Consider the following 19,775-nt stretch of genomic DNA (forward strand, 5'->3'; position numbering starts at 1 on the left):
AGCCGTCCGAGCCCCGGGTCCCCCACCGACCCGCCCCTTCCGCCCCGGAGACTCCTCGTGCCCAACGTGAGGCAACTGCTGTGCGCGGCCCTGGCGACTGGCCTGCTGCTCGAGCCTGGCTCGGCGGAGGCGCGCTTCGGTAAACGCTCGTCCAAGTCCTCCAGTTCCTCCAGGTCCAGCGGTAGCAAGGTCCACGACGCCTCGCCCGTGGGCTCGAGCGATGACGACGATGACAGCTCCAGCGGCTCGAGCGGCTCCGGTGGCTCGAGCGGCTACAGCGACGCGTCCGTCTCCAACACCATCGACACCGTCTCGACGCTCCTCGACGTCCTGCTCTTCGTCGCGGACACCGCCGAGAGGGTGCGGGCCCACGAGACGAGCACCTACGGGAGCGTGCCCGTGACGGCCCCCGACGACGGCCACACGCCGATGTACCCCTACTCGTACCGGCCGCCGGAGGTCGAGCAGCGGCAGTCGGAACCGCAAGGAGGCAACCGCAACCCGGTGCTGTTCCGGCTGGGCTTCGAAGGGCAGTCGCTGGGAGACGTGGAGGGCTCGGCGGTAGGGCTGAACGTGGGAATCGAGGGGAAGGTGGTGGGCGTGAACGGGTCCGCGCTGTCACTCACCCTGCCCACGGATGACGGAACGCAGGGAGAGGACGAGATCGACCTGTACGCGGCGCACCTGACCCTGGCGATGTACTCGAGCGAGCGGGGACGGCTGCGCGGAGAGCTGGGCGTGGCGGCGGCGAAGGCGCCGGACATCTCCTTCGTGGGCCCGAGCCTCGGCATGTCCTTCGAGCACTGCCTGTTCGGCGCGGTGGACGCGGAAGCCCGCGCGCAGCTCGTGCCATTGCCCTACCTGCAACTGGACTCGCAGGCGGGTCTCGCGCTGCACCTGGGTGTGGTGACGGTGCGCGGCGGCTGGCGCTTCCTGATGCTGGACGACCGCGGCCACGTGGACGGCGAGGCGCACCGCGACACCTTCAGCGGTCCCTACGCGGGCCTTGGCCTGAGCATCTGACAGCCACTCCCCTCTCCCTCCAGGGAGGAGAGGGGGGAGGGTCTCCAGCCAGCTCCGGACCTACTTGCCGGAGATGCCTTCGGACGCGGCCTCCAGCGAGGCCGGTGCCGGGCTCCCCGCGGTGGACTCCGCCTTCTTGCCCCGGCGCTTGGGCGGCGGAGCGAGCCGCGGCGCGGAGCCGAACAGCCGCTCATAGGTCTCCGGGGTGTTGATGTTGACGACGACGCCCGGATCCTTCACGGCGACGCGGCGCACCTGCAGGCCTCGCACGGCCCCCTCCAGCGACGTGTCACCCGAGACCTCCTTGTCCCGCAGACGCTCGGCCGCGGCGCGCGAGAGGATGATGGGGTAGCCCGGAGCGCCCTCGAACTCGGGGCGGACGGCCTCCAGCGAGTCCCCCAGCCCCTTCATGAGCGACTTGAGCGTGGACGCCCTCAGGGCGGGCATGTCCACGGGGTGGATGAGCAGCACGTCCGCGCCTTCCTCGAAGGCCGCCTCCACTCCGGCCTTCACCGAGGCGAGCTGACCGTCCTGCCACCGCTCGCTCTCCACCAGGTGGACCGCGGGGTGCTGCTCCCTCACGGCGTCGGCCTCCTTGCCGATGATGCCGATGACCGAGCAGCCGGCCTTGCCAAACGTCGATGCGAGCGACTGGAGGAAGCTCTTACCCCCCTCATGCTCGATGAGCGCCTTGGGGTAGCCCATCCGCTTGGACTCCCCCGCGGCGAGGATGATTGCCACTGCCTTCATGCCACGCCTCCTCGAGCCCCCACCGGTTGGCGTGGGAGCGACCTGCTACAGGCTGGCAAGCGTGGAGAGATCTGGCCTCGCCCCTGGGGACGAGGCGTCGGGAAGAAAGCATTTGATGGGAGTGAGATGTTCACCAGACACGGAAACGCCACGCCATTCCGCTCATGAGCGAACTTCTCACCTGGAGTCCTCCCTTGGAAGGGAGGCCATCGGCGCCGGAGACGGCATCGGCCTGGGGCTGAGCGATACGCCCCGGGAGCTGTCCACACGCACACGCCGCGAAGTGGAGGGACCCCACCCTCCCCTGGAACACCCTTCCGGTGGCAGAACTCACCGGAGGGGACCTCATCGCCGCCAACCCCTGACGGGTGGCGGACGCGCGCTGCTAGTGCACCCAGTTCGAGCGAGCGCCCTGCCCGCCCGGTATGAAGACCAGACGCGAGGAACGCTCGGAGGACTGCTCACCGGCAATTCCTTCCGAGGCGATGGTCGCGCGGGCAGTCAGAATTTCAGACATACGGGCCAGGGGCAGCGTGGACCAGATGCGGTGCAGCTCCTCCTCGCTGACGTGTCCGAGGATCTCACCGTGTCGTTCATCCACCACTGGCAACAGGTGCACGCCATAACGGTGCATCACTTCGAGCGCTCGCATCACCGTATCCCGCGGATAGAGGATGATGTCAGGCATTGCGACGACTTGGGGCTCGATGATCCGGCGCGACACGGGTACCTCCAGGAAGAAAGCCATCCAGGCTGCCCCGTCCGTAGCAATCCACCTGCCAATCCGAGCAAAGGCAAAGGGGCCCTCCCGACGCACCCGGGACAGCCCCTTCCTGGATTCACCTGGAGTGTGACGGCCCGGCCGGGCCCCTGCGCCTACTTGCGCGCGTGGCGGGCCTGGTGCAGCCGGAAGTCCTCGTGCCAGGCGCCATCCAGCCGCGTCAGCAGCTCGCGGGTGTCCAGCGTGCGCCGCTTCTCCAGCGTGGCCTGCATGTGACTGTCACCCACGAGATAGCCGTTGGCGTACAGCGTCCGCGCCTCGGGACCCACGCTGGCCAGCTCCTCCGGCGTGCCCAGCGCGAAGTTGAACACCTGACCGGAGAAGGGCACGCGCTCCACACCCACCAGCGTCGCCGTCCCGGTGCGCGTGAGCAGGGCCTCGCCCACCTTCAGCTCCGCGGCCTGCACCACGCCGCGCTTCGCCGTCACCATCGGGTGGGTCTCGGTCACCATCACCTCGCCCCCCTGCTCATCCCGCAGCTTCACCAGGGGCTTGTGCTCGCCACCGCGCGACACCGCCGTCACCGTCAGCGCCACCCCCCGTCCATTCGCCAGCAGCTTGTCCCCCAGCTTCACCTGCTCCACCGGCACCGTCTTCCCGTCCGCCTTCGTCACCCGCGTGCCCTCCGCGAGGCAGGCATTGCGCCAGTCGACGTTCACGATGTCCTGGAAGCGCGAGCGGGTATAGGAGGTCTGGTTGCCACGGGAGTCGGTGCAGGTGGCCCTCATGGTGGCGCGCAGCATGAGGCGCGCGTTCTGGAATTGCCGCAGACAGTCCCTCCCGAAGTCCGCCACCCCGCTGAAGGGCACGTGCAACAGCGCGGGGAGAGAGGTGTCGGCGAAGGGCGTCTTGAAGGGAATGCTCCCCTTGAGCACGCTGGTGCCGGGCGCCGTGCCCGCGCTGCACTTGCCGCCCCGCTCCATCAGGATGACGGACGCATCGCTGGTGAGGGTGTCGACGTTGCAGTGCTCGGGCAGGGAGACCAGGTACTCGCCGCTCATGGCGACATAGAGGTGCGAGACGTCATAGCCACCGGCGGGCTCCCAGTAGTGGCCCCGGGCGGGAACCCACTCGCCCATGGGGGGCTTGCTCGCCGAGGGGTCCACCGCGGAGATGCCGGTGTAGGGTTTGGCGAAGGGCGTGAAGACGCCCGTCACGGGATCCTTGCTCCCCGTGGCGTAATCACAATCCAGATAGCCCTGGAGGTAACCCCGCTCGAGGCAGGTGCGGATGGGGTTGTCCTGGAAGTGATTGCCGACCAGCTCGCGCGGGTGCTCGATTCGCAAGATGTTGTAGTCCCGGGCCGTCAGCGCCACGATGGACGACTCGGCCGCCGCATAGGACAGGTGCGACTCGCCAGTGGACTCGTCGAAGGCCATGGCCATCGAGTCCACGAAGAGCTCCTCCCCGGTGCCAACCGCCAGGCCGAGGTCCACCGGCGGCGTCTCGAGGACCGCGCCCGCGTACTCCTCGAGGGATTGGGTGTCGAGCACGCGGAACCGCGTGCGCTCGGGATTGGCGGCGAAGGCCGTCACGTCGGCATAGGAGTAGTCGGAGCCGTTGAAGCAGGTCACGAGGCCGGAGGCCTGGAAGCGGGCCACCGAGGTGTCGGAGGTCACCACATCCGTGAGCGGCAGCAGGTGGCCGCACCGGGAGCCTTCCGAGGACTCGCCGGAGGTCTGCGAGGTGAGCAGGGCCTCGCGGGCCGCCGCGCCCGGGGGAGTGCCGGTCTTCTTCTCCTTGCGCGCCTTCTCCAGGCGGCGGAAGAGCTGCGGCGAGTTCTCCGGCGTGTTGCCCGCGGCCAGGAGCCGGTTCTTCACGAAGCTGTACTGCGCGTCGTCGGAGAGGTCGATGGGCATCTGCCTGCCGTCATCGTTCTTCCGGCCCCCCTTGCCCTGGGCCTGGACCTCCTGCTGCCACCGCGCGTAGAGCCGGGCCATGTGGAGCGAGTCGGCGGCCAGCACCCGTCGATCCGCCTCCTGCCGCGACGGTGCCTTCTGCTGGCCACAGCCAGTACCGAGCATCGCCAGACACGCCAGGGCAGGGACGAGACGCGAGATCCTCCGGGATGCTGCACTCAACGACACGTTCATGGGGTTCACCTCGAGAGGTCGGCAACGGCACTCGACTCCCCTCGAACCACGAGAAGGAGGAACACGGGCGAGCGGGAGTGAGCGCCGGTTCGTCCAACAACCTGGGGATTCCTCGCGGGCTGTGAAGATGGACATGGAAAACCTTTTCCCAGCATGTCCAAACACAGACACCCCGCAGGACAATCCCCACCAACAGCCGACAATCCCTCTCATCCGCCGGGATGGACACGCGGCCAGCCAGGCGGCTTCCCCGCGTGCCGGGCCCTGGAGAGGCGGAAGTCCTCGTGCCAGGCGCCATGCACCCGGGACAGCACCTCCCGCGCGTCCATCCGCTTGCGCTTCTCCAGCTCCGCCTGCATCTGGCTGTCCCCCACCAGGAAGCCATTGGCGTAGAGCGACCTCGACTCGAGCCCCCCGTGGGCCAGCTCCCCGGGAGTGCCCAGCGAGAAGTTGTAGACGAGCCCCTCGTAGGGGACGCGCTCCACGGCGACGAGCTTCCTCGCCCCGGCGCGCGTGAGCACGGCCTCGCCCACCTTCAGCTCGCCGGCCGGCACCACCCCCCGCGACACCGTCACCAGGGGGTGCGTCTCCGTCACCCGCACCTCGTCCCCGTGCTCGTCACGCAGCTTCACCAGGGGCTCGCGCTCGCCGCCGCGGTGCACCGTCGTCACCGTCAGCGCCAATCCCTTGCCGTTGGCCAGCAGCTTGTCGCCGACCTTCACCTGCTCCACCGGCACGGCCTTCCCGTCCGCCCGCGTCACCCACGTCCCCTCCGCCAGGCAGCCCCGCTTGTAGTCCACGCGCTCCACCTCCGTCTTCGAGGGGCAGCGGAAGGGCTCGGGCTCGCCGCCAAACGGGTCCGGACAGGTCCCTTCGGCGTAGACCCAGATTTCCAACCGGACATTCTGCGCGTTGTTCAGACAGTTGCCCGTGCCGAAGTCCATGATGCCGTCGAAGGGATACTCGCCGGGCGTGGTGGACGGCCTGAAGGGCAGCTCGCCATGGGCCACCGTGGTGCCGGGCGTGCCACCCGCCTCGCACATGCCCCCCGTGTCCATCAGGATGGCCGCCACCTTGCTGGTCACGCTCGTCACCTGACACTCCTCGAGGACGTGGGGCAGGAACTTCCCGCGTGCGGGGACCTGGAAGCGCGCCGGATCGAAGGGCTTCCCCTCGGGCTCCCAGTACGCGCTCCTGTCCGGAATCCACGTCGGCGTGCCCCCATCGGAGGCAGTGGCCTTCGTGGCCTCGACATCCACCGCGGCGATGCCCGTGGCGCCGCCCGCGAACGGCCTCCAGCCCCCATCCGGCAGGACTCGCACCGCGCCGTAGTCGCAGTCCAGGAAGCCGTGGACGCTCCCGCGCTCCAGACAGCTGCGGATGGCCTGGTCCGACGGCGACTCGTCGAGCAGCTCGCGCGGGTGCTCGACGAGGATGTCCCCCGCCTCGCCCGGCATGTTCAGCGTGGCCGTCACCGACGTATAGGTGAGGTGCTCCTGGCCGGTCGCCTCGTTGAAGGCGACGGCGAGCGAATCGGCGAGCAGCTCCTTGCCCGGCTGCCTGGGCAGGGACAGGGAGAGGGGCGCCGTCTCCAATACCCTGCCGCCGTACTCCTCATGGGACTCGGAGCCCACCGGGTCGAAGACCATCCGCGACTCGTCCGTGACGAAGGCATTGAGGTCCACGAAGGCATAGTCCGAGCCGCCGAAGCACGAGGTGAGGCCCGTGCCCTGGAAGCGCGCATGGTCCGCGTCGCCACCGGTGCCACCGAGCGGAATCAGGTGCCCGCACCACGCCCCATCCATCGTGCCCGACACGTCCGCGGCCCGCGTCCGCCCCTCCGAAGCAGCCAGGGGCCGCCCCGGCTCGGACGGCCGCCCCCGGCGGTGGAGCTCATCCAGGCGCGCGAAGAGTCGCGGGGCATTCCGGGCGGTGATGCCCGCGGCCCCCAGCCGGTTCCTCACGAAGCGGTACTGCACCTCGTCGGAGAGCTCGATCGGCATCCGCGCGTTGGCGCCCCCCTTCCTCGACAAGGCGTGGGGGGACTGCTGCCATTGCGCGTAGGAACGAGCCATGGCACGCGAGTCCTCGGCGAGCTGTTGCTTGTCTACCTGCTCGGGGATCGGAGCCTGCCGTTGCTGACCGCACCCGACGCCGAGCGCGGCCAACATCATCACCCACATCATCTTCGCGAAACTTCTCATGGGGCTCTTTCCAAGGGCATGGAGATGACGACACACCTCCCCTTTCCACAGGGAGGAGGAGCCCTGGTGGCGTGATCACTCGCGAAGTTGCCTGGTGATGGGTCGGAATGCACACGCCCCGGCTCGGCGCTCAACGTGTGTCCGCATCGAGCGCCGTGCAGTGGGAACGGGGTTGCGTGTGAATCCACGAACACCCGGGAGGGGCTCGCGTCCGCCTCACGACAGCCGGGCGTGTCCACGGATGGACGCGGCCCTCCGGATGCGTTCTCCGCTACTTCTTCTTCATCGACTCGAGCAGCTTGCGGAAGCCCTTCTCCGCGCTGGCGACGGTGCGCTCGGGGCCGGTGAGCTTGAAGAAGACGGGGCCCTGGGGGCCCTCGACGATGGCTCCGAGCAGGCGGGAGCCGGGCTTCGGCGTGGAGGGGCCCATCATGGGGCCACCGCCGGTATAGGTGCCCTTGACGTCCACCGTGGTGACGGAGATGCCGTTGAGGGTCTCCTTCTTGGTGCGCGCGTCCTTCTCCGTCACGGGGGTGCCGTCGGCCTTCTGGAACTGGCCCAGCCAGCGCTTCACGTTGGCGTCCACCGCGCCGCCCTGGCCGGCGCCGAAGTAGAAGACGGCCAGCTCCGCGCCCTCGGTGTCCCCCTTGGCGGGAGCAATCCGGTAGGTGGCCACGCGCATGGGCCGGGAGCCCTGCGACTCCCATCCCGTGGGCGCCGACCAGGTGAGCCCACCCGCCTCGGGGGCGCCCTGCGCGGCCTGCTGCGCATGGGGCGTCGTCTGCTGCGTCTGGGCCTGGGCCATGCCCACGGCCGCCATCATCGTCATCACACCGAGAAATCGTTTCATGGGCCCAACCTATACCGGGCCCGGCTCGCTGGCATCGCACGCTTTTCTGTCTGGGAGCGCACGCGCCCTGGCCCGCGCGGCGGGGATGCGGCCCACCAGGGTGAGACACACGCTTACCCCCTGAAGTCAGACGCCGCGAAACAAGGACTCGCGTATGAAGAAGACACTCATGGCAGTGACCCTGCTCGCCGCTGGCGCCAGTCAGGCGTCGGGCCTCGCCATCGACACCCAGAGTGGCCGGGCCACTGGCATGGGCTCGACGGGGGTGGCGAGCGCGCAGGACGCCTCGGCCATCTTCTACAATCCGGCGGGTATCCTGGGAGTGAACAAGCTCGACGCCCAGCTCGGGGATGCGCTCATCCTCGTGAACCTGGGCTTCACCCCCGAGGGAGGCACGGAGCAGACCCAGAACACCGTCTCCCCGCCGCCGCACGCCTATTTCGTCTACAAGTTCACCGAACAGTTGGGCGCGGGCATCGGTGTCTTCACGCCCTTCGGCGCCAACAGCCGTTGGCCGGATGATTTCGTGGGGCGGCAGATCGCCCTGGCGTCGTCGGTGAGCACCTTCGACATCAATCCCACACTGGGCTTCGCGCCCGTGAGGTGGCTGCGGATTGGCGCGGGCGCGCAGATCGTCTACGGCATGGTGGAGCTCCAGCGCCAGCTCGCCTTCGGCGCCGGCATCCCCGAGGGCTCCTTGCAGCTGACGACCGACGCGTGGGGATTTGGCTTCAACGCGGGCGTCCAGGCGGACGTGTTGCCGGGGCTGCTCACCCTCGGCGCCACCTACCGCAGCCGGGTGGGGATGAATACGGAGGGCGACGCGGACTTCGAGGGCATCCCGCCGGGCCTTCCAGCGCCGGTCGCCGCGTCGCTCGTGGATCAACCCGTCACGCTGGACGTCACCCTGCCGGCCACGGTGGGGCTGGGCGTGGCCTTCACCCCCACCCAACGGCTGACGCTGGCCGTCGACGCCAATTGGGTGGAGTGGTCCACCATCCAGGAGCTCTTGTTCGAGTTCCAGACAGCCCCCGCGCTCAACGAGCCGGCCCCCAAGCGATGGAGGGACACGTGGAACTTCCACGTGGGCGGGGAGTACAAGGCCACGGACGCCCTGGCACTGCGTCTGGGCTTCATCTACGACCCGAGCCCCACCCCCGAGGAGACGCTCACGCCGGACCTGCCGGACGCCGACCGTCTGAACTTCTCGGCGGGCGTGGGCTATGCCGTCTCCCACTTCCGGGCGGACCTGGGCTACCAGTTCGTCCTGCTCCAGGACCAGCGCAGCACCGCGGAGGAGCTGCCCGGCACCTACAGCGGCTCGGCCCATGTGATTGGTCTGACGCTGGGTTACTCGCGGTGACGCGCGCGGCCTGTTAGAGGAGCCGGGTATTTTCTCCTCGAGAGGTCGAAGGACATGAGCCGCGAGAAGCCCGGACGCAACGACCCCTGCCCCTGCGGCAGCGGCAAGAAGTACAAGGCCTGCCATGCCGCCGAGGACCGGGCACGCGAGGCGGCGGCTGCTCCCCCGGCTCCTCCCCAGCACCCGCTCGCGAACGACCTGCAGGCGGCGATGAACATGCTCGGCGAGGCGGACCTGACGCGCGTCTCGGAGACGCTGGACAGGCTCGGCGAGCTGTTGACCCGATGGGGCCCCGCCCCGGGGCTGCGCTTCGATGCCCAGGCCTTCGACACCTATGTGTCCCGCGAGCTCGAGCGCCTGGAGTCCGCCGTCGAGCGCGACCCCGGCCAGGCTCGCAACGTGCTGCGGCTGGGCACGGTGCGCGAGCTGGGGACGCGCTCGTTCCTGGAGAAGCTGCGCGCCACGTTGCTCGCGCGGGCCACCACGGCCGGACTCACCTCGGAGGAAAGGCAGGCGCTGTGTCTGGGCGCGCTGCTCGCCTCCACCCCGAAGAGCGGCCGCTTCCAGCCCGAGGACCGGCCCGTGCTGGACGTGGTGTTCGGCGTGCAGTTCCGCGAGTGGGGCGCGAGCCAGGGCCAGAAGCTGGCCGCGAAGCTGGAGACGCTCGCCGAGAACGCGGACCTCTCCGACGAGGCGCGCGAGGTGCTCCGCAAGGCGGGCGAGGGCGAGATGGGGCCCCTGGTGAAGTATGTGGAGTCGGCTCCGCGGCTCGCCGCGCGCATCGCCCAGGAGGCCCGGGAGCGCTCGGAGCGCGTGGAGGCCGCGATGCGTCAGTCCAACACGCCCTCCGTCTTCGCGCCCGAGGAGCTGGTGTGGCTCACCAGTGTCCTCTGGGAGCCCTTGAACGCGTTGCGCTCGCCGGACCTGGACGCCCAGGCCCGCGGCAAGGCGGTGTCCTCCTTCCTGGCGTCCGTGCGGACCGCGCTGGACTCGGACAAGCAGTTCCTCACGGGTCTGCTGGACCGGCTGCGCATCCTGTCCAAGGACGCGGCGCTCGACGAGATGACGCGTGACTTCTACACCGACGCCGCCGTGGCCTTCGAGGCCGAGCCGGTACGCATGGTGCTCGCCGCCATCCTCACCTCGCGCAGCGAGCCCCGCGCGCGCTCGGCCGAGGAGCAGGTGGTGCGCGCGGACCTGGAGGCCAGGACGCGGTGGACCGCCGAGGACCTCGAGCCCTATCGCGAGCTGCTCGAGCGCATGAACCTCCCCGCCCCCGCCGAGCGCATCCGCCGCGCCCAGGAGTGGCTGCGCGCCCACCCCATCGCGATGTGACGGCTCCCGTCAGGAGGCCTGGCGCACGAACACCAGGAAGTACTGGTCCGGCAGGAAGTCGTGCGCCCCGGCCTGCTCGTAGCCCGCCGCCTCCAATTCCTTTCGCACCTGTTCCGCCGTCAGCTTGTGCTCCCGCGGCGGCCCCTTCGGCGAGTCCTCGCGGAAGTCGATGATCACCACCCGCCCCCCGGGTCGCAGCTCGTCTCCCAGCTTCCTCATGTACGCCACCCGGTCGCCAATGTGGTGGTACGTGTCCACGATGAGCGCCACGTCCACGGGCTCCGGCAGCTTCGGATCCGCCGGCTCGCCCAGCACCGGTTCCAGGTTGTCCACGCCCTCGCGCTTCGCGCGCTCGCCCAGGTAGCGCGTCATGTCCGGCTCGATGTCCACGCCGTACACGCGCCCCTGCGGCACCGCCCGCGCCAGCCTCACCGCGAAGTAGCCCGTCCCCGCTCCAATGTCCGCCACCTTCGCCTCCGGCGGCAGCTCCAGCGCCTTCACCACCTCATCCGGCTTCTGCCACGCGTCCCGCTCCGGATCATCGAAGCGCTTCGCCCACTCCTCCGCGTCCTCGAAGCGATGCGGCATCCCTCCGTGGTGGGCCCCGTGCTCGTGGTGGGTGTGCGCGGGCGCCTCGCTCCCGTGCTTGCAGGCGGTGATCGACAGCAGCGCCACGGTGGTGAAGAGGGCTCGCAGCGCTCGGGGGGAAATGATGCTCGGGGTCATCAGGGATGCCTCCATTCGCAAGAGGGCCCGAGCGTAGTCATCCGATCGCTCGTGTCCACGGCTCGTGTGGCCAGGAGATGAACACGGGTGGATATACCCTCACCCCGACCCTCTCCCAGAGGGAGAGGGAGAGGGTGGGGGTGAGCTCTGGCTCATGGCTCCGGGAAGATGAGCAGGCCCCTCGAGGTGTCGATGACGTACAGGTAGCCGTCTCCCGGTACCCTCATCCCGATCGCCCCCTCGTAGAAGCTCTCTCCCCGGTTCGGATCCGTCTCCCGGTAGGTGTTGTAGTACGCCACCTCCTTCGGGTTCTCCGGCACCGAGACGTCCAGCACCCTCACCCCGTTCTGGTAGTGCGCGATGTAGAGCCGCTCGCCCTTCAACACCATGTTGTGGATGGAGACGTTCTCGTTCAGCTCGTACCCGCCAATCCGCTTCGGGCGCGCCGGCTCCGTCACGTCCAGCACCCGCAGGTGCGCGCCCCAGTTCTCTCCTCCCTCGAACGCGATGAGCCGCTCCCCGAACTTCCCCACCGCGTTCGCGTGACTCGTCGCGTACGGGTAGGCGTACGAGCCCAGCCGCTTCGTGTTCTCCGGATCGCTCACGTCCACGATGACGTACCCGCTCGACCAGTGGTTGATGTACAGCCGCCCCTCGAAGGCCAGCGCGTCATGTGGATAGCCCACCACCCAGGGGTTGTCGGCCGCTCCCGGCTCCGCGTACTCGCCGAGCAGCCTCGGCGCGGTGGGCTCCTGGATGTCGAAGATGAGCGTCTTCGGCTGCGGGCCCGGTGACATGCCGTACAGCCGCTCCCCCTCCACGAAGACGGTGTGCACGTCGATCGGCCCCGTCCCCGGGAAGCTGCGCACCTGCCGCGGCTCCGCGGGATTGGAGATGTCGAAGACCACCACCCCCGTGTCCGCGCTCGCCACGTAGAGCGCGTTCCCCTTCGCCCACACCCCGTTCCAGTAGTTGTCCGTCGGCAGGCTGATCCGCTTCCTCAGCACCGGAGCGGCCTTGTCGCTCACGTCGAACACCGAGAGGCCTCCCGGCTCCTCTCCCCTCGGGATGGACACCACGTACGCGTGGCCCTGCGTCACGTAGATGTCCACGGGCTCGCCCTGCTCCACGAACGACTCGGACGCGAGCCGCAACCCCGAGGCCTCCGCCTCTCCCGCGCGCGGCTCCCACTTCTCCGCCATGAAGGTGCCCGCGTAGGTGAGGGTGCCATTGCGGCACGTGGCATGGCAGCCGTACAGCCGGTTGCCCTCGGCGCGGCAGCCCACCAGCGAGCTGCGCATGGACACACTCGAGGACGGATTCCACGTGCGCGTCAGGAAGAAGCCCTCCACCTCCTGCCAGCGCTCCGTCGGGGCTCCTCCCCGGAAGGAGTCGAGGCTGCCGTCCTCCGAGATGCGGAAGGAGCCCGCGTTGATGTACGGCGGCTCGTGCTCGGTCCGATACACCAGCGTGTAGATGCCGTCACGCGGGAGGCTGGCCAGTGAGGCCTTGTCGCACCCGATGAGCTCGAAGGATTCAGCCCCACAGGTATGCGAGGAGTAATCCCCTATCACCCTGCACGCGGCGTAACGGCCGGTGTCCGCCCAGTCCGCATCGTCGGAGGACAACACGGGCGGTTTCTCTTCACGACAGCCGGACAACGACAGGCCGCCCAGGACCAGGACGGCCCAGGCACTCCGCATCCCTCTCATGTGCGCGCTCCCCTTTCGTGGCTCCGGGCGCGCACCCTACCTCCACCTCGTGGCAGGCCTCGCCCGGCCCCGGCGCATGCCCGGAGAACGAGCGGGCAACGGACACATATCGGGTCATCCGCGCGAGGCACCGGTATACCGTGGCCCCCACGACGTTTATCGTGCGGTCTCCGCCCACGGAGTGCTTCTCCATGAAACTGCTGACCTCGCTCTGCCGTGGATGGGTGCTGTTGCCGCTCGCGCTGCACGCCCCCTCCGCTCTCGCGCACCTGGGATATCCCGACACCACCAGCGTCACCCTCCGTCGCGGCCACCCCGAGGACATGTTCGTCGGAGCCACCTTCGGCGCGGTCATCTCCCGCGACAGCGGGAAGAGCTGGAACTGGCTCTGCCCCGCGGGCATGGGCTACGGCAGCTGGCGCCCCGAGACCTTCCTCTGGCAGCCCGAGGGGACCCTGCTCGCGGCCACCGGCGCCGACCTCATCCGCTCGCGCGATGGCGGCTGCACCTGGGAATCGCACCCCTTCTTCAAGCCCAGGGGCCTGTGGCCGATGAGCCTGGCGTCCCCCGCGTCCAACCCCTCGCGGCTGTGGGTGTCGACGGGCCGCGCCGCCGCCCCCAACGGCGTCTACCGCAGCGACGATGGCGGCGAGACGTTCACCCCCACCCCCCTCCAGAGCAACACCCCCGACAAGAACGACAACGCCGTCTACACCTCCGTGAAGGTGGCGCCCTCGGACACGCGGCGCCTCTACGTCTCCGGCAGCACCCCCGAGGGCCTGCGCCTCTATCGCAGCGATGACGAGGGCGAGACCTGGGACACGATTCCCCAGCCCTTCCCCGAGTACTCGAGTCCCTCGCGGGCGTATGACTTCTTCGTCCTGCGGGTGTCCGACAATGATCCGGACCGCCTCTGGGCGCGAGTCTCCTGGCAGGGCTGGACGTACGTGCTGGAGAGCCGCGACGGCGGCCACACCTTCCGCTCCATCCTCCACCCGGCGAACCAGGAACACGACGGCATCGACGAGTACCTCATGGACATGGAGGTCTCCGCGGATGCGAAGACCCTCTGGGCCGCCACCCCCACGCGCCTCTTCCGCCTGCGCGAGGGAGACACCGTCGCCACCCTCCTGTCGCTTCCCGACGGCAACGCCTGCGCGGAGCGCCAGGGCGACGTCCTCTTCGTCTGCGGCGCCACCCGGGTGCACGACTGGGCCCTGGCCACCACCATGGACGAGGGCGACACGTACACGACCCTCCTCAACCTGCCCGACCTCAAGCCCCCCGCGTGCCCCGCTGGCACCCCGGTGCAGGACCTCTGCACTCCCCTCTGGCCCCAGTTCGCGTCCCAGCCCGACATCGGCGCCGATCCCACCCTGCCGGGACAGGATGGCGGGACTCCGGACCCGGGCTCGCCGGATTCGGGCACCCCGGACGCCGGCCCGTCCGAGCAACCCGAGACGCCCACGGCTCCCCCCAAGAAGTCCGGGTGCTCGTCCACAGGAGGACTCGTGCCCGCGGCCGCCTTCTTCGTTCTCACCACCCTCCGCCGCTCACGGCGGCACAACCCGGAGAACTGACGACATGAACGTGAGACACCTGAGCACCGCCTTCGTGGCCGCCATCGCCCTGGCCACGTCCGCCTGTGAGAGCGAGCCCGTCGAGTGCCCGGAGCCCCTCTACGGCGGTGGGGCCACCGACGAGGCCTGGCACGCCATGGTGGATGTGAAGACGCGGCCCATCGACTCCTCCCGCGCCGTCACCCTCCTCTCCCCCGCCGAGGGCGAGGTGTACCCGGCCGATGCCACCCCGCCCACCTGGGAATGGACCTCGCCGATCGCCTCGCTCGAGCGTCCTCGCGCCCGGGGCGCGCTCGCCTTCCAGGCGGCACCCCGTCCCTCCCGCTCCTTCACCGCGTGGCTCGGAGAGCTGCTCGTCCCCACGGCCCATGCGCACCTGCCTCCGTACACGGGCGACCTCTACTGGGTGGAGATCTCCACTCCCGGCGCCGAGTGCCCCGTGGCCCAGGTGCTGACCTCGGAGCTGTCGTGGCAGCTCGACTCCAACACGTGGGACGAGCTGGGCAAGCACGCGGGTAAGGAGCTCACCGTGCAGGTGATGAGCGCCTACCTCGTGCAGAACCGCGTCACCGAGGGCCCCTACCGCCTCGACACGCCGCGCAAGTTCCGCCGGGGTGCGCAGTGAGGCGCCGCCTGCTCGCGCTGCTGGCCCCGCTCGCGCTCGGGGCATGCACGAGCTCGGAGGTGCCGGAGCTCGACTACTCCATTGAGCAGCCGTGGCCCTCGGGGCCGGAGCTGCCCCCGGTGGGCAGTGGGCGCATCATCATCACCAACAGCATGGACGACACGCTGAGCCTGCTGGACCTCGACACGATGCTCTCGCCGGACTGGGGCGAGCTGGCGCGCATCCCGGTGGGGCTCAACCCCGTGGAGCTGGAGGGGCCGCACCACTCCGCCATCTCTCCACGCGGGGACTACTACTACGTGGGCCTCTCCTACTTCGTGCCCGGCGCGGGCTCGGGTCCGCACGGGGCGCACGGCACGGGCACGGCGGATGGCTACTGCCTCAAGCTGGATGCGAAGACCCACCGGCTGGTGGGCTCGGTGCGCGTGGACCGCAACCCGGGAGACCTCATCATCAGCGCGGATGGCCGCACGCTGTTCCAGACGCACTTCGACATGGTGAAGATCACCGAGGTGGCGAAGCGCGGCGGCCCCGAGAGCGAGATGGATGCCCGCATGGCCATCATCGACGCGGACACCCTGACGCGAAAGGCGATGGTGCCGGTGTGTCCCGCGCCGCACGCGGTGCGTCTGTCCCCGGACGGGACGCGGGCCTATGTGGCCTGCATCTCGGACGAGGTCGCCGTGGTGCGGCTGGACACCGAGGGCTACCCCGTCACCCGCATCAAGATGCCCAACCCGGGCACCGCCCTGGCACCGAGGCACGAGCCGTACGCGCTCACCCTGTCGCCCACGGATGGAGCGCTGTGGGTGAGCTCGCTCGAGAGCCGCACGTTGCACTACCTGGACCCCGAGACCCTCACGGTGGTGCCGGAGCGGTCCATCTACGACCTGGGCGGCTCGCCCATGTTCGGCGTCGTCAGCGCGGATGGCCGCACGCTCTACATGCCCTACCAGCGCATCGACGCCGTGGCCGTCATCGACACCGCGACGTCCGCCCGGAAGGGGGACATCCACCTCTCGTCCGAGGGCTGCATCAACGTGCACCAGGTGGAGCTGACACCAGACGGAAAGCACGCGCTCGCGGTGTGCGAGGGCGACCAACAGGGCCCCGGCACGCTGCACGTGCTGGATTTGGAGGAGGGCACGGTGGTGAAGACGGTGCGGGTGGGAATCTTCCCGGACTCGGTGGCCATCCTGCGGGGGACGCCATGAGATGGCTGGGATTGGGCACGGTGCTGCTCGCGGTCGGCTGCGGCCCCACACCCGCGGCGGAATACGGCGAGAAGCTGTTCAGCGACCCGACGCTCTCGACGAGCCAGTACAACGCCTTCTCGTGCGCCACGTGCCACGCCACGACGGCCACGCCTCCCGCGGACAAGATGTACTCGGGGCTGTCGCTCCATAACGTGGCCTCCCGTCCCCACTGGTGGGGTGGCTACGAGACGCGCCTGCTGGACGCGGTGAACTTCTGCTACACGGCCTTCATGCGTGGCGTCACCCCGCTCACGCCCGAGGACCCCAAGAGCCGCGCCCTCTACGAGTACCTGGTGGGCCTCAGCCCGGACGCGAGCGCGCCCGCGCAGCCCTTCACCCTCGTCAAGGACATCACCAACGTCCCCCGGGGCAACGCCGGGCGCGGCGAGCACGTGTACCGTGCCGCGTGTCAGGACTGTCACGGCGAGGCCCACACCGGCAAGGGCAGGCCGACGGAGCTCGCCCCCATCCTCCCCGAGGTCTCCCAGGAGTACGGCACGCTCTTCCCCAACGTGCCCCCGGGGTTGGTGTTCATCGAGAAGGTGCGCCACGGCCGCTTCTTCGGCGTCGGCGGAAACATGCCACCCTACAGCCTCGAAGCCTTGTCCGATGAGGACCTGGGTGCGCTGCTTACCTTTCTCGACCTCTAGAATCAAACACCTCATGTCATTGTAATTCTTCACTATCGGCGCCGCGATGTTCCTCCCATCGCGGCGCCCACACAACAATGACTTCCATGATAAGAATGCAGGGACACCGCAACCCGTCATGACGGCGGGTTTCGGATTACCCCCCTCGTTGGAGGACCTCCATGAACAGCACTTCGACGGCGCAGTCTTCCCAGGGACCCGGCTCACAGCAGGAGCTGGAGCAACGGCTGGCCGTGGTCGGCCCCAAGGACACCACGCGCGGATTTCTCTTCATCGCCGCGCTGGATTTCATGAAGACAGAGGCGAACGCGGAGGCCCTGAAGCGCTGCATGGAGGCCGCCGGCAACACGAACTTCACGGCCTTCTTCTCCTACCCTGTCGCCACCCTGCTCAAGTTGACCTACGCCGCCGCGCGGGAGCTGAGCGGCAAGTACAACGGTTTCGACGGCGCGATGCAGCAACTGGGCTTCCGCGCCGCGCCCCGCTTCCTGGAGTCCACCACGGGCAAGATGCTGCTGTCGCTGGTGGGCAAGGATCCCAAGCGTCTCATCGACAGCATGCCCAGCGCCTACAAGGCGGCGTGGGAACACGGTGGGTGCACGCTGACGTGGAACGGGCCCAGGAGCGGCCGGCTCACCTACGTCAACGCCATCCCCGTCGCCTACTTCTCCGGCTCGGTGCTGCAGATCCTCTCGGCCGCGCAACTCAAGAACGCGCAAGCCATCGGCCGGCAGACGAGCCTCAGCGAGAGCACGGTGGACTTCTCCTGGGACTAGGCGCGCCGGGCGCGGGGCTCAGGCCACGCGCGAGCGCTGGGGAGCGAGCTCGGCCTCGCCCCCCTCCTCGTAGCGCCCCGTCTGGATGGACCAGTCCACGTTGGCGCGAATCCATCGGCGCACACCCGTCACGAGCCGGGCCACGTTCGCGTCGTGCTCGCCGAACGAGGGCAGGTTCTTCTCCTGCTCGATGAAGCGCCGCACGGCCGCGTCGTGCATCTCCACCGCCTTGTCGATGGCCGCCTGGAGCTCCAGCCCGTATTGCTTCTGGAGCGAGAACACCAGGTTGGGATGGAAGTCGTCCTTCAGGTCCTGCGCCAGCGAGAACAGATCGTTGGCCCAGGCAATCACATCCGTGGCCGTCTCGATGAGCTGCGTGAGGGCCGGGTGCGACAGCACCTCCTCGGGCAGCAGGAAGCCCTCGATGGCCTCCACCTGGGTGAAGCCCATGTACGTGCCCACCGACAGGCGGCGCAGCTCGATGTACGTGTCCACGTCCAGACAGACGCGGTTGCTGCGGACCTCCGCCTCCCAGATGGTGCCCTTGAAGTAGCAGGCGCAGGAATGGATGAAGCGCTCCATCCACTCCGCGGGCATCCGCTCGGCGATGCGCTCGCGGATGCTCGCCAGGAGCCAGAGCAGCGGCGGCGCGTCGTTGTAGGGAATGGCCCCCTCGAGCACCGCCAGGGCCAGCTCGCTCTGCTGGCGGACCCACTCGGCGGGCACCTCGCCCACGTCCACCTGGTCATCCCACGAGAAGTTCCAGATGAGGAAGTCCAGTGCCCCGCGAATCGCCTCCCGCGAGGCCTCCGGGTGGCACCGCCCCAGCAGCACGGGGAAGTGGCTGCGCTGCAGCTTGCGGAAGACCGCGTGCTTCGCATGGACACCCAGGTACTTCGCCCAGCGCTCCAGCGCCTCGCCCTCGATGACATTCATGAGGGGGTTCAGCTCTTGCGGGAATGGGCAATACAGCCTGGGAAGATGAAAGGCGTTCATGTTCGCTCCCCCAACGACGACCTGCGAATCCGACCCGACACGTGTCGTGCAAGGCGTGGACCCATGCTTCGAGTCGTCAACACACACACAACCCCAGGGGGCAAGGGAGCAAGGCGCTAGAGGGAGCGAGACATAGAATTCCACCCCGTGCTTTTCAATATTCCCACTTTCTCTTGATTTACAAGGAGGTCAAATCGACCCGGTAGGTCATTGGCACCCCGCACGGGGTGTGAACAGGTGCCACTGGAAGTTTTCAGACCCGCACGGAAAACCATCCATCCGCCGTGTAGTGTTTGCATTGGGTTGGATGGAGTGGATTCCCGCTGCCCGTGGATACGCGCGGAGCCCTCTCCGGGAGTCAGGCCGGGTAGGTGCGCCAGGACCCGTCCCCCTGCCTGCTCCGGTCTCCAGGACCATTCCGAAACCCGGCAGGCGTCCTTATACCTTTGAGATATCCAAGGCACGCAGGCAGGGAGACATACATGGGCAGGACCTACAGTTTCGAACCCTTCTTGTCACAGCAGCCCGCGCAGGTCTTCAAAGGTTCCGGTCCGCGTCTGGGGAACGACGAGCACAAGATCGCCCTCACCAAGGACGAGGAGAAGGATACCCTGCCCAAGGCTCCCACCGAGTATGGGCAGGCCCACGCCGAGACCGTGAAGCGCTACAAGGCCCGGGCCCAGGCGCGCAAGCGTTCGGCGACGAAGACCGCCACCCAGGCGCGCCCCGCGGCGAAGAAGGCCAAGACCGAGCGGGCGCCGGCCCGGAAGACGGCGGCCAAGGCGGCCACGCCCAAGGCGGCCACCTCCAGGACGGCGGCCCCGAAGACTCCCGCCCGCCAGCCCGCGGAGGTGGCGGAGACGTCGAGGACCCCCGCCCGGAAGAAGGTGTCCGCTACCGGGCTGGTCGGGACCATCGGACGCAAGGTGGTGACACGCGCCGCGGCCGCGGCGAAGAAGACCGTGGCGCGCGCCGTGAAAACCGCCACCACGCGCAAGCCGACCAAGAAGCGCTGAGAACCCCCGCGCGGGCGGACCTCGGGCGATAAGCTCGGG

General features: G+C 68.9%; 17 protein-coding genes. 9 read left to right on the forward strand and 8 right to left on the reverse strand.

Annotated elements, in window-relative coordinates; all coding sequences use genetic code 11:
* The first annotated feature begins 57 nt into the window (after positions 1 to 57).
* Positions 58 to 1,023, forward strand: coding sequence for a hypothetical protein (locus tag JQX13_RS09540; protein ID WP_203408727.1), 966 nt, complete (start codon positions 58 to 60; stop codon positions 1,021 to 1,023).
* A gap of 60 nt (positions 1,024 to 1,083) precedes the next feature.
* Here JQX13_RS09540 and JQX13_RS09545 read toward each other — a convergent pair whose 3' ends face one another.
* From JQX13_RS09545 to JQX13_RS09565, 5 genes are all read right to left on the reverse strand, one after another.
* Positions 1,084 to 1,773, reverse strand: coding sequence for a nucleotidyltransferase family protein (locus JQX13_RS09545; protein ID WP_203408728.1), 690 nt, complete (start codon positions 1,771 to 1,773; stop codon positions 1,084 to 1,086).
* Between the two features lie 385 nt (positions 1,774 to 2,158).
* Positions 2,159 to 2,497, reverse strand: a complete 339-nt coding sequence (locus tag JQX13_RS09550) for a CBS domain-containing protein (RefSeq protein WP_239014648.1) — start codon at positions 2,495 to 2,497, stop codon at positions 2,159 to 2,161.
* 152 nt (positions 2,498 to 2,649) lie between these two features.
* Positions 2,650 to 4,647, reverse strand: a complete 1,998-nt coding sequence (locus tag JQX13_RS09555) for a Hint domain-containing protein (RefSeq protein ID WP_203408729.1) — start codon at positions 4,645 to 4,647, stop codon at positions 2,650 to 2,652.
* Between the two features lie 209 nt (positions 4,648 to 4,856).
* On the reverse strand, positions 4,857 to 6,851 hold the full coding sequence (locus JQX13_RS09560; RefSeq protein WP_203408730.1) for a Hint domain-containing protein: 1,995 nt from the start codon (positions 6,849 to 6,851) through the stop codon (positions 4,857 to 4,859).
* A 271-nt stretch (positions 6,852 to 7,122) separates the two neighbouring features.
* A complete protein-coding gene (locus JQX13_RS09565; RefSeq protein WP_239014649.1) occupies positions 7,123 to 7,701 on the reverse strand; it encodes a hypothetical protein in 579 nt (192 codons plus the stop codon).
* A 154-nt stretch (positions 7,702 to 7,855) separates the two neighbouring features.
* On the opposite strand from JQX13_RS09565, the gene JQX13_RS09570 reads away from it, so the two are divergent.
* On the forward strand, positions 7,856 to 9,064 hold the full coding sequence (locus tag JQX13_RS09570; RefSeq protein WP_203408731.1) for an OmpP1/FadL family transporter: 1,209 nt from the start codon (positions 7,856 to 7,858) through the stop codon (positions 9,062 to 9,064).
* A gap of 54 nt (positions 9,065 to 9,118) precedes the next feature.
* Positions 9,119 to 10,399 (forward strand): YecA family protein, encoded by a 1,281-nt coding sequence (locus JQX13_RS09575; protein ID WP_203408732.1) that lies wholly within the window; start codon positions 9,119 to 9,121, stop codon positions 10,397 to 10,399.
* A gap of 9 nt (positions 10,400 to 10,408) precedes the next feature.
* Here the strand turns inward: JQX13_RS09575 and JQX13_RS09580 are convergent, their stop codons facing one another.
* Both JQX13_RS09580 and JQX13_RS09585 read right to left on the reverse strand, forming a co-directional pair.
* Positions 10,409 to 11,125, reverse strand: coding sequence for a class I SAM-dependent methyltransferase (locus JQX13_RS09580; protein WP_203408733.1), 717 nt, complete (start codon positions 11,123 to 11,125; stop codon positions 10,409 to 10,411).
* Positions 11,126 to 11,277: 152 nt separating this feature from the next.
* Positions 11,278 to 12,756, reverse strand: a complete 1,479-nt coding sequence (locus tag JQX13_RS09585) for an LVIVD repeat-containing protein (RefSeq protein ID WP_239014650.1) — start codon at positions 12,754 to 12,756, stop codon at positions 11,278 to 11,280.
* 272 nt (positions 12,757 to 13,028) lie between these two features.
* On the opposite strand from JQX13_RS09585, the gene JQX13_RS09590 reads away from it, so the two are divergent.
* From JQX13_RS09590 to JQX13_RS09610, 5 genes are all read left to right on the forward strand, one after another.
* Positions 13,029 to 14,417 (forward strand): WD40/YVTN/BNR-like repeat-containing protein, encoded by a 1,389-nt coding sequence (locus tag JQX13_RS09590; protein WP_203408734.1) that lies wholly within the window; start codon positions 13,029 to 13,031, stop codon positions 14,415 to 14,417.
* 4 nt (positions 14,418 to 14,421) lie between these two features.
* Entirely contained in the window at positions 14,422 to 15,042 is a 621-nt protein-coding gene (locus tag JQX13_RS09595) for a hypothetical protein (protein ID WP_203408735.1), read from the forward strand.
* Positions 15,043 to 15,050: 8 nt separating this feature from the next.
* On the forward strand, positions 15,051 to 16,256 hold the full coding sequence (locus JQX13_RS09600; protein ID WP_430384202.1) for a YncE family protein: 1,206 nt from the start codon (positions 15,051 to 15,053) through the stop codon (positions 16,254 to 16,256).
* Entirely contained in the window at positions 16,253 to 16,948 is a 696-nt protein-coding gene (locus tag JQX13_RS09605; RefSeq protein WP_203408737.1) for a c-type cytochrome, read from the forward strand. The genes JQX13_RS09600 and JQX13_RS09605 overlap by 4 nt, the downstream gene beginning before the upstream one ends.
* Before the next feature lie 161 nt (positions 16,949 to 17,109).
* Complete coding sequence (locus JQX13_RS09610; protein WP_203408738.1) at positions 17,110 to 17,724, forward strand: TIGR02265 family protein; 615 nt, start codon at positions 17,110 to 17,112, stop codon at positions 17,722 to 17,724.
* An 18-nt stretch (positions 17,725 to 17,742) separates the two neighbouring features.
* Here JQX13_RS09610 and JQX13_RS09615 read toward each other — a convergent pair whose 3' ends face one another.
* Positions 17,743 to 18,660: a terpene synthase family protein gene (locus JQX13_RS09615; protein ID WP_203408739.1), complete on the reverse strand. Its 918-nt coding sequence runs from the start codon at positions 18,658 to 18,660 to the stop codon at positions 17,743 to 17,745.
* 542 nt (positions 18,661 to 19,202) lie between these two features.
* Here JQX13_RS09615 and JQX13_RS09620 point away from each other — a divergent pair.
* Complete coding sequence (locus tag JQX13_RS09620) at positions 19,203 to 19,736, forward strand: hypothetical protein (RefSeq protein WP_203408740.1); 534 nt, start codon at positions 19,203 to 19,205, stop codon at positions 19,734 to 19,736.
* Positions 19,737 to 19,775: the final 39 nt, after the last annotated feature.

Origin of the sequence: Archangium violaceum, assembly GCF_016859125.1 — a bacterium.
Taxonomy (GTDB): domain Bacteria; phylum Myxococcota; class Myxococcia; order Myxococcales; family Myxococcaceae; genus Archangium; species Archangium violaceum_A.

What these genes read in the sequence shown, in the direction of transcription:
- JQX13_RS09575 (WP_203408732.1), top strand. Translation starts at nt 9,119, where the DNA reads ATGAGCCGCGAGAAGCCCGGACGCAACGACCCCTGCCCCTGCGGCAGC.
- JQX13_RS09610 (WP_203408738.1), top strand. Translation starts at nt 17,110, where the DNA reads ATGAACAGCACTTCGACGGCGCAGTCTTCCCAGGGACCCGGCTCACAG.
- JQX13_RS09570 (WP_203408731.1), top strand. Translation starts at nt 7,856, where the DNA reads ATGAAGAAGACACTCATGGCAGTGACCCTGCTCGCCGCTGGCGCCAGT.
- JQX13_RS09555 (WP_203408729.1), bottom strand. Translation starts at nt 4,647, where the DNA reads ATGAACGTGTCGTTGAGTGCAGCATCCCGGAGGATCTCGCGTCTCGTC.
- JQX13_RS09620 (WP_203408740.1), top strand. Translation starts at nt 19,203, where the DNA reads ATGGGCAGGACCTACAGTTTCGAACCCTTCTTGTCACAGCAGCCCGCG.
- JQX13_RS09595 (WP_203408735.1), top strand. Translation starts at nt 14,422, where the DNA reads ATGAACGTGAGACACCTGAGCACCGCCTTCGTGGCCGCCATCGCCCTG.
- JQX13_RS09615 (WP_203408739.1), bottom strand. Translation starts at nt 18,660, where the DNA reads ATGAATGTCATCGAGGGCGAGGCGCTGGAGCGCTGGGCGAAGTACCTG.
- JQX13_RS09545 (WP_203408728.1), bottom strand. Translation starts at nt 1,773, where the DNA reads ATGAAGGCAGTGGCAATCATCCTCGCCGCGGGGGAGTCCAAGCGGATG.
- JQX13_RS09565 (WP_239014649.1), bottom strand. Translation starts at nt 7,701, where the DNA reads ATGAAACGATTTCTCGGTGTGATGACGATGATGGCGGCCGTGGGCATG.
- JQX13_RS09590 (WP_203408734.1), top strand. Translation starts at nt 13,029, where the DNA reads ATGAAACTGCTGACCTCGCTCTGCCGTGGATGGGTGCTGTTGCCGCTC.
- JQX13_RS09560 (WP_203408730.1), bottom strand. Translation starts at nt 6,851, where the DNA reads ATGAGAAGTTTCGCGAAGATGATGTGGGTGATGATGTTGGCCGCGCTC.
- JQX13_RS09580 (WP_203408733.1), bottom strand. Translation starts at nt 11,125, where the DNA reads ATGACCCCGAGCATCATTTCCCCCCGAGCGCTGCGAGCCCTCTTCACC.
- JQX13_RS09605 (WP_203408737.1), top strand. Translation starts at nt 16,253, where the DNA reads ATGAGATGGCTGGGATTGGGCACGGTGCTGCTCGCGGTCGGCTGCGGC.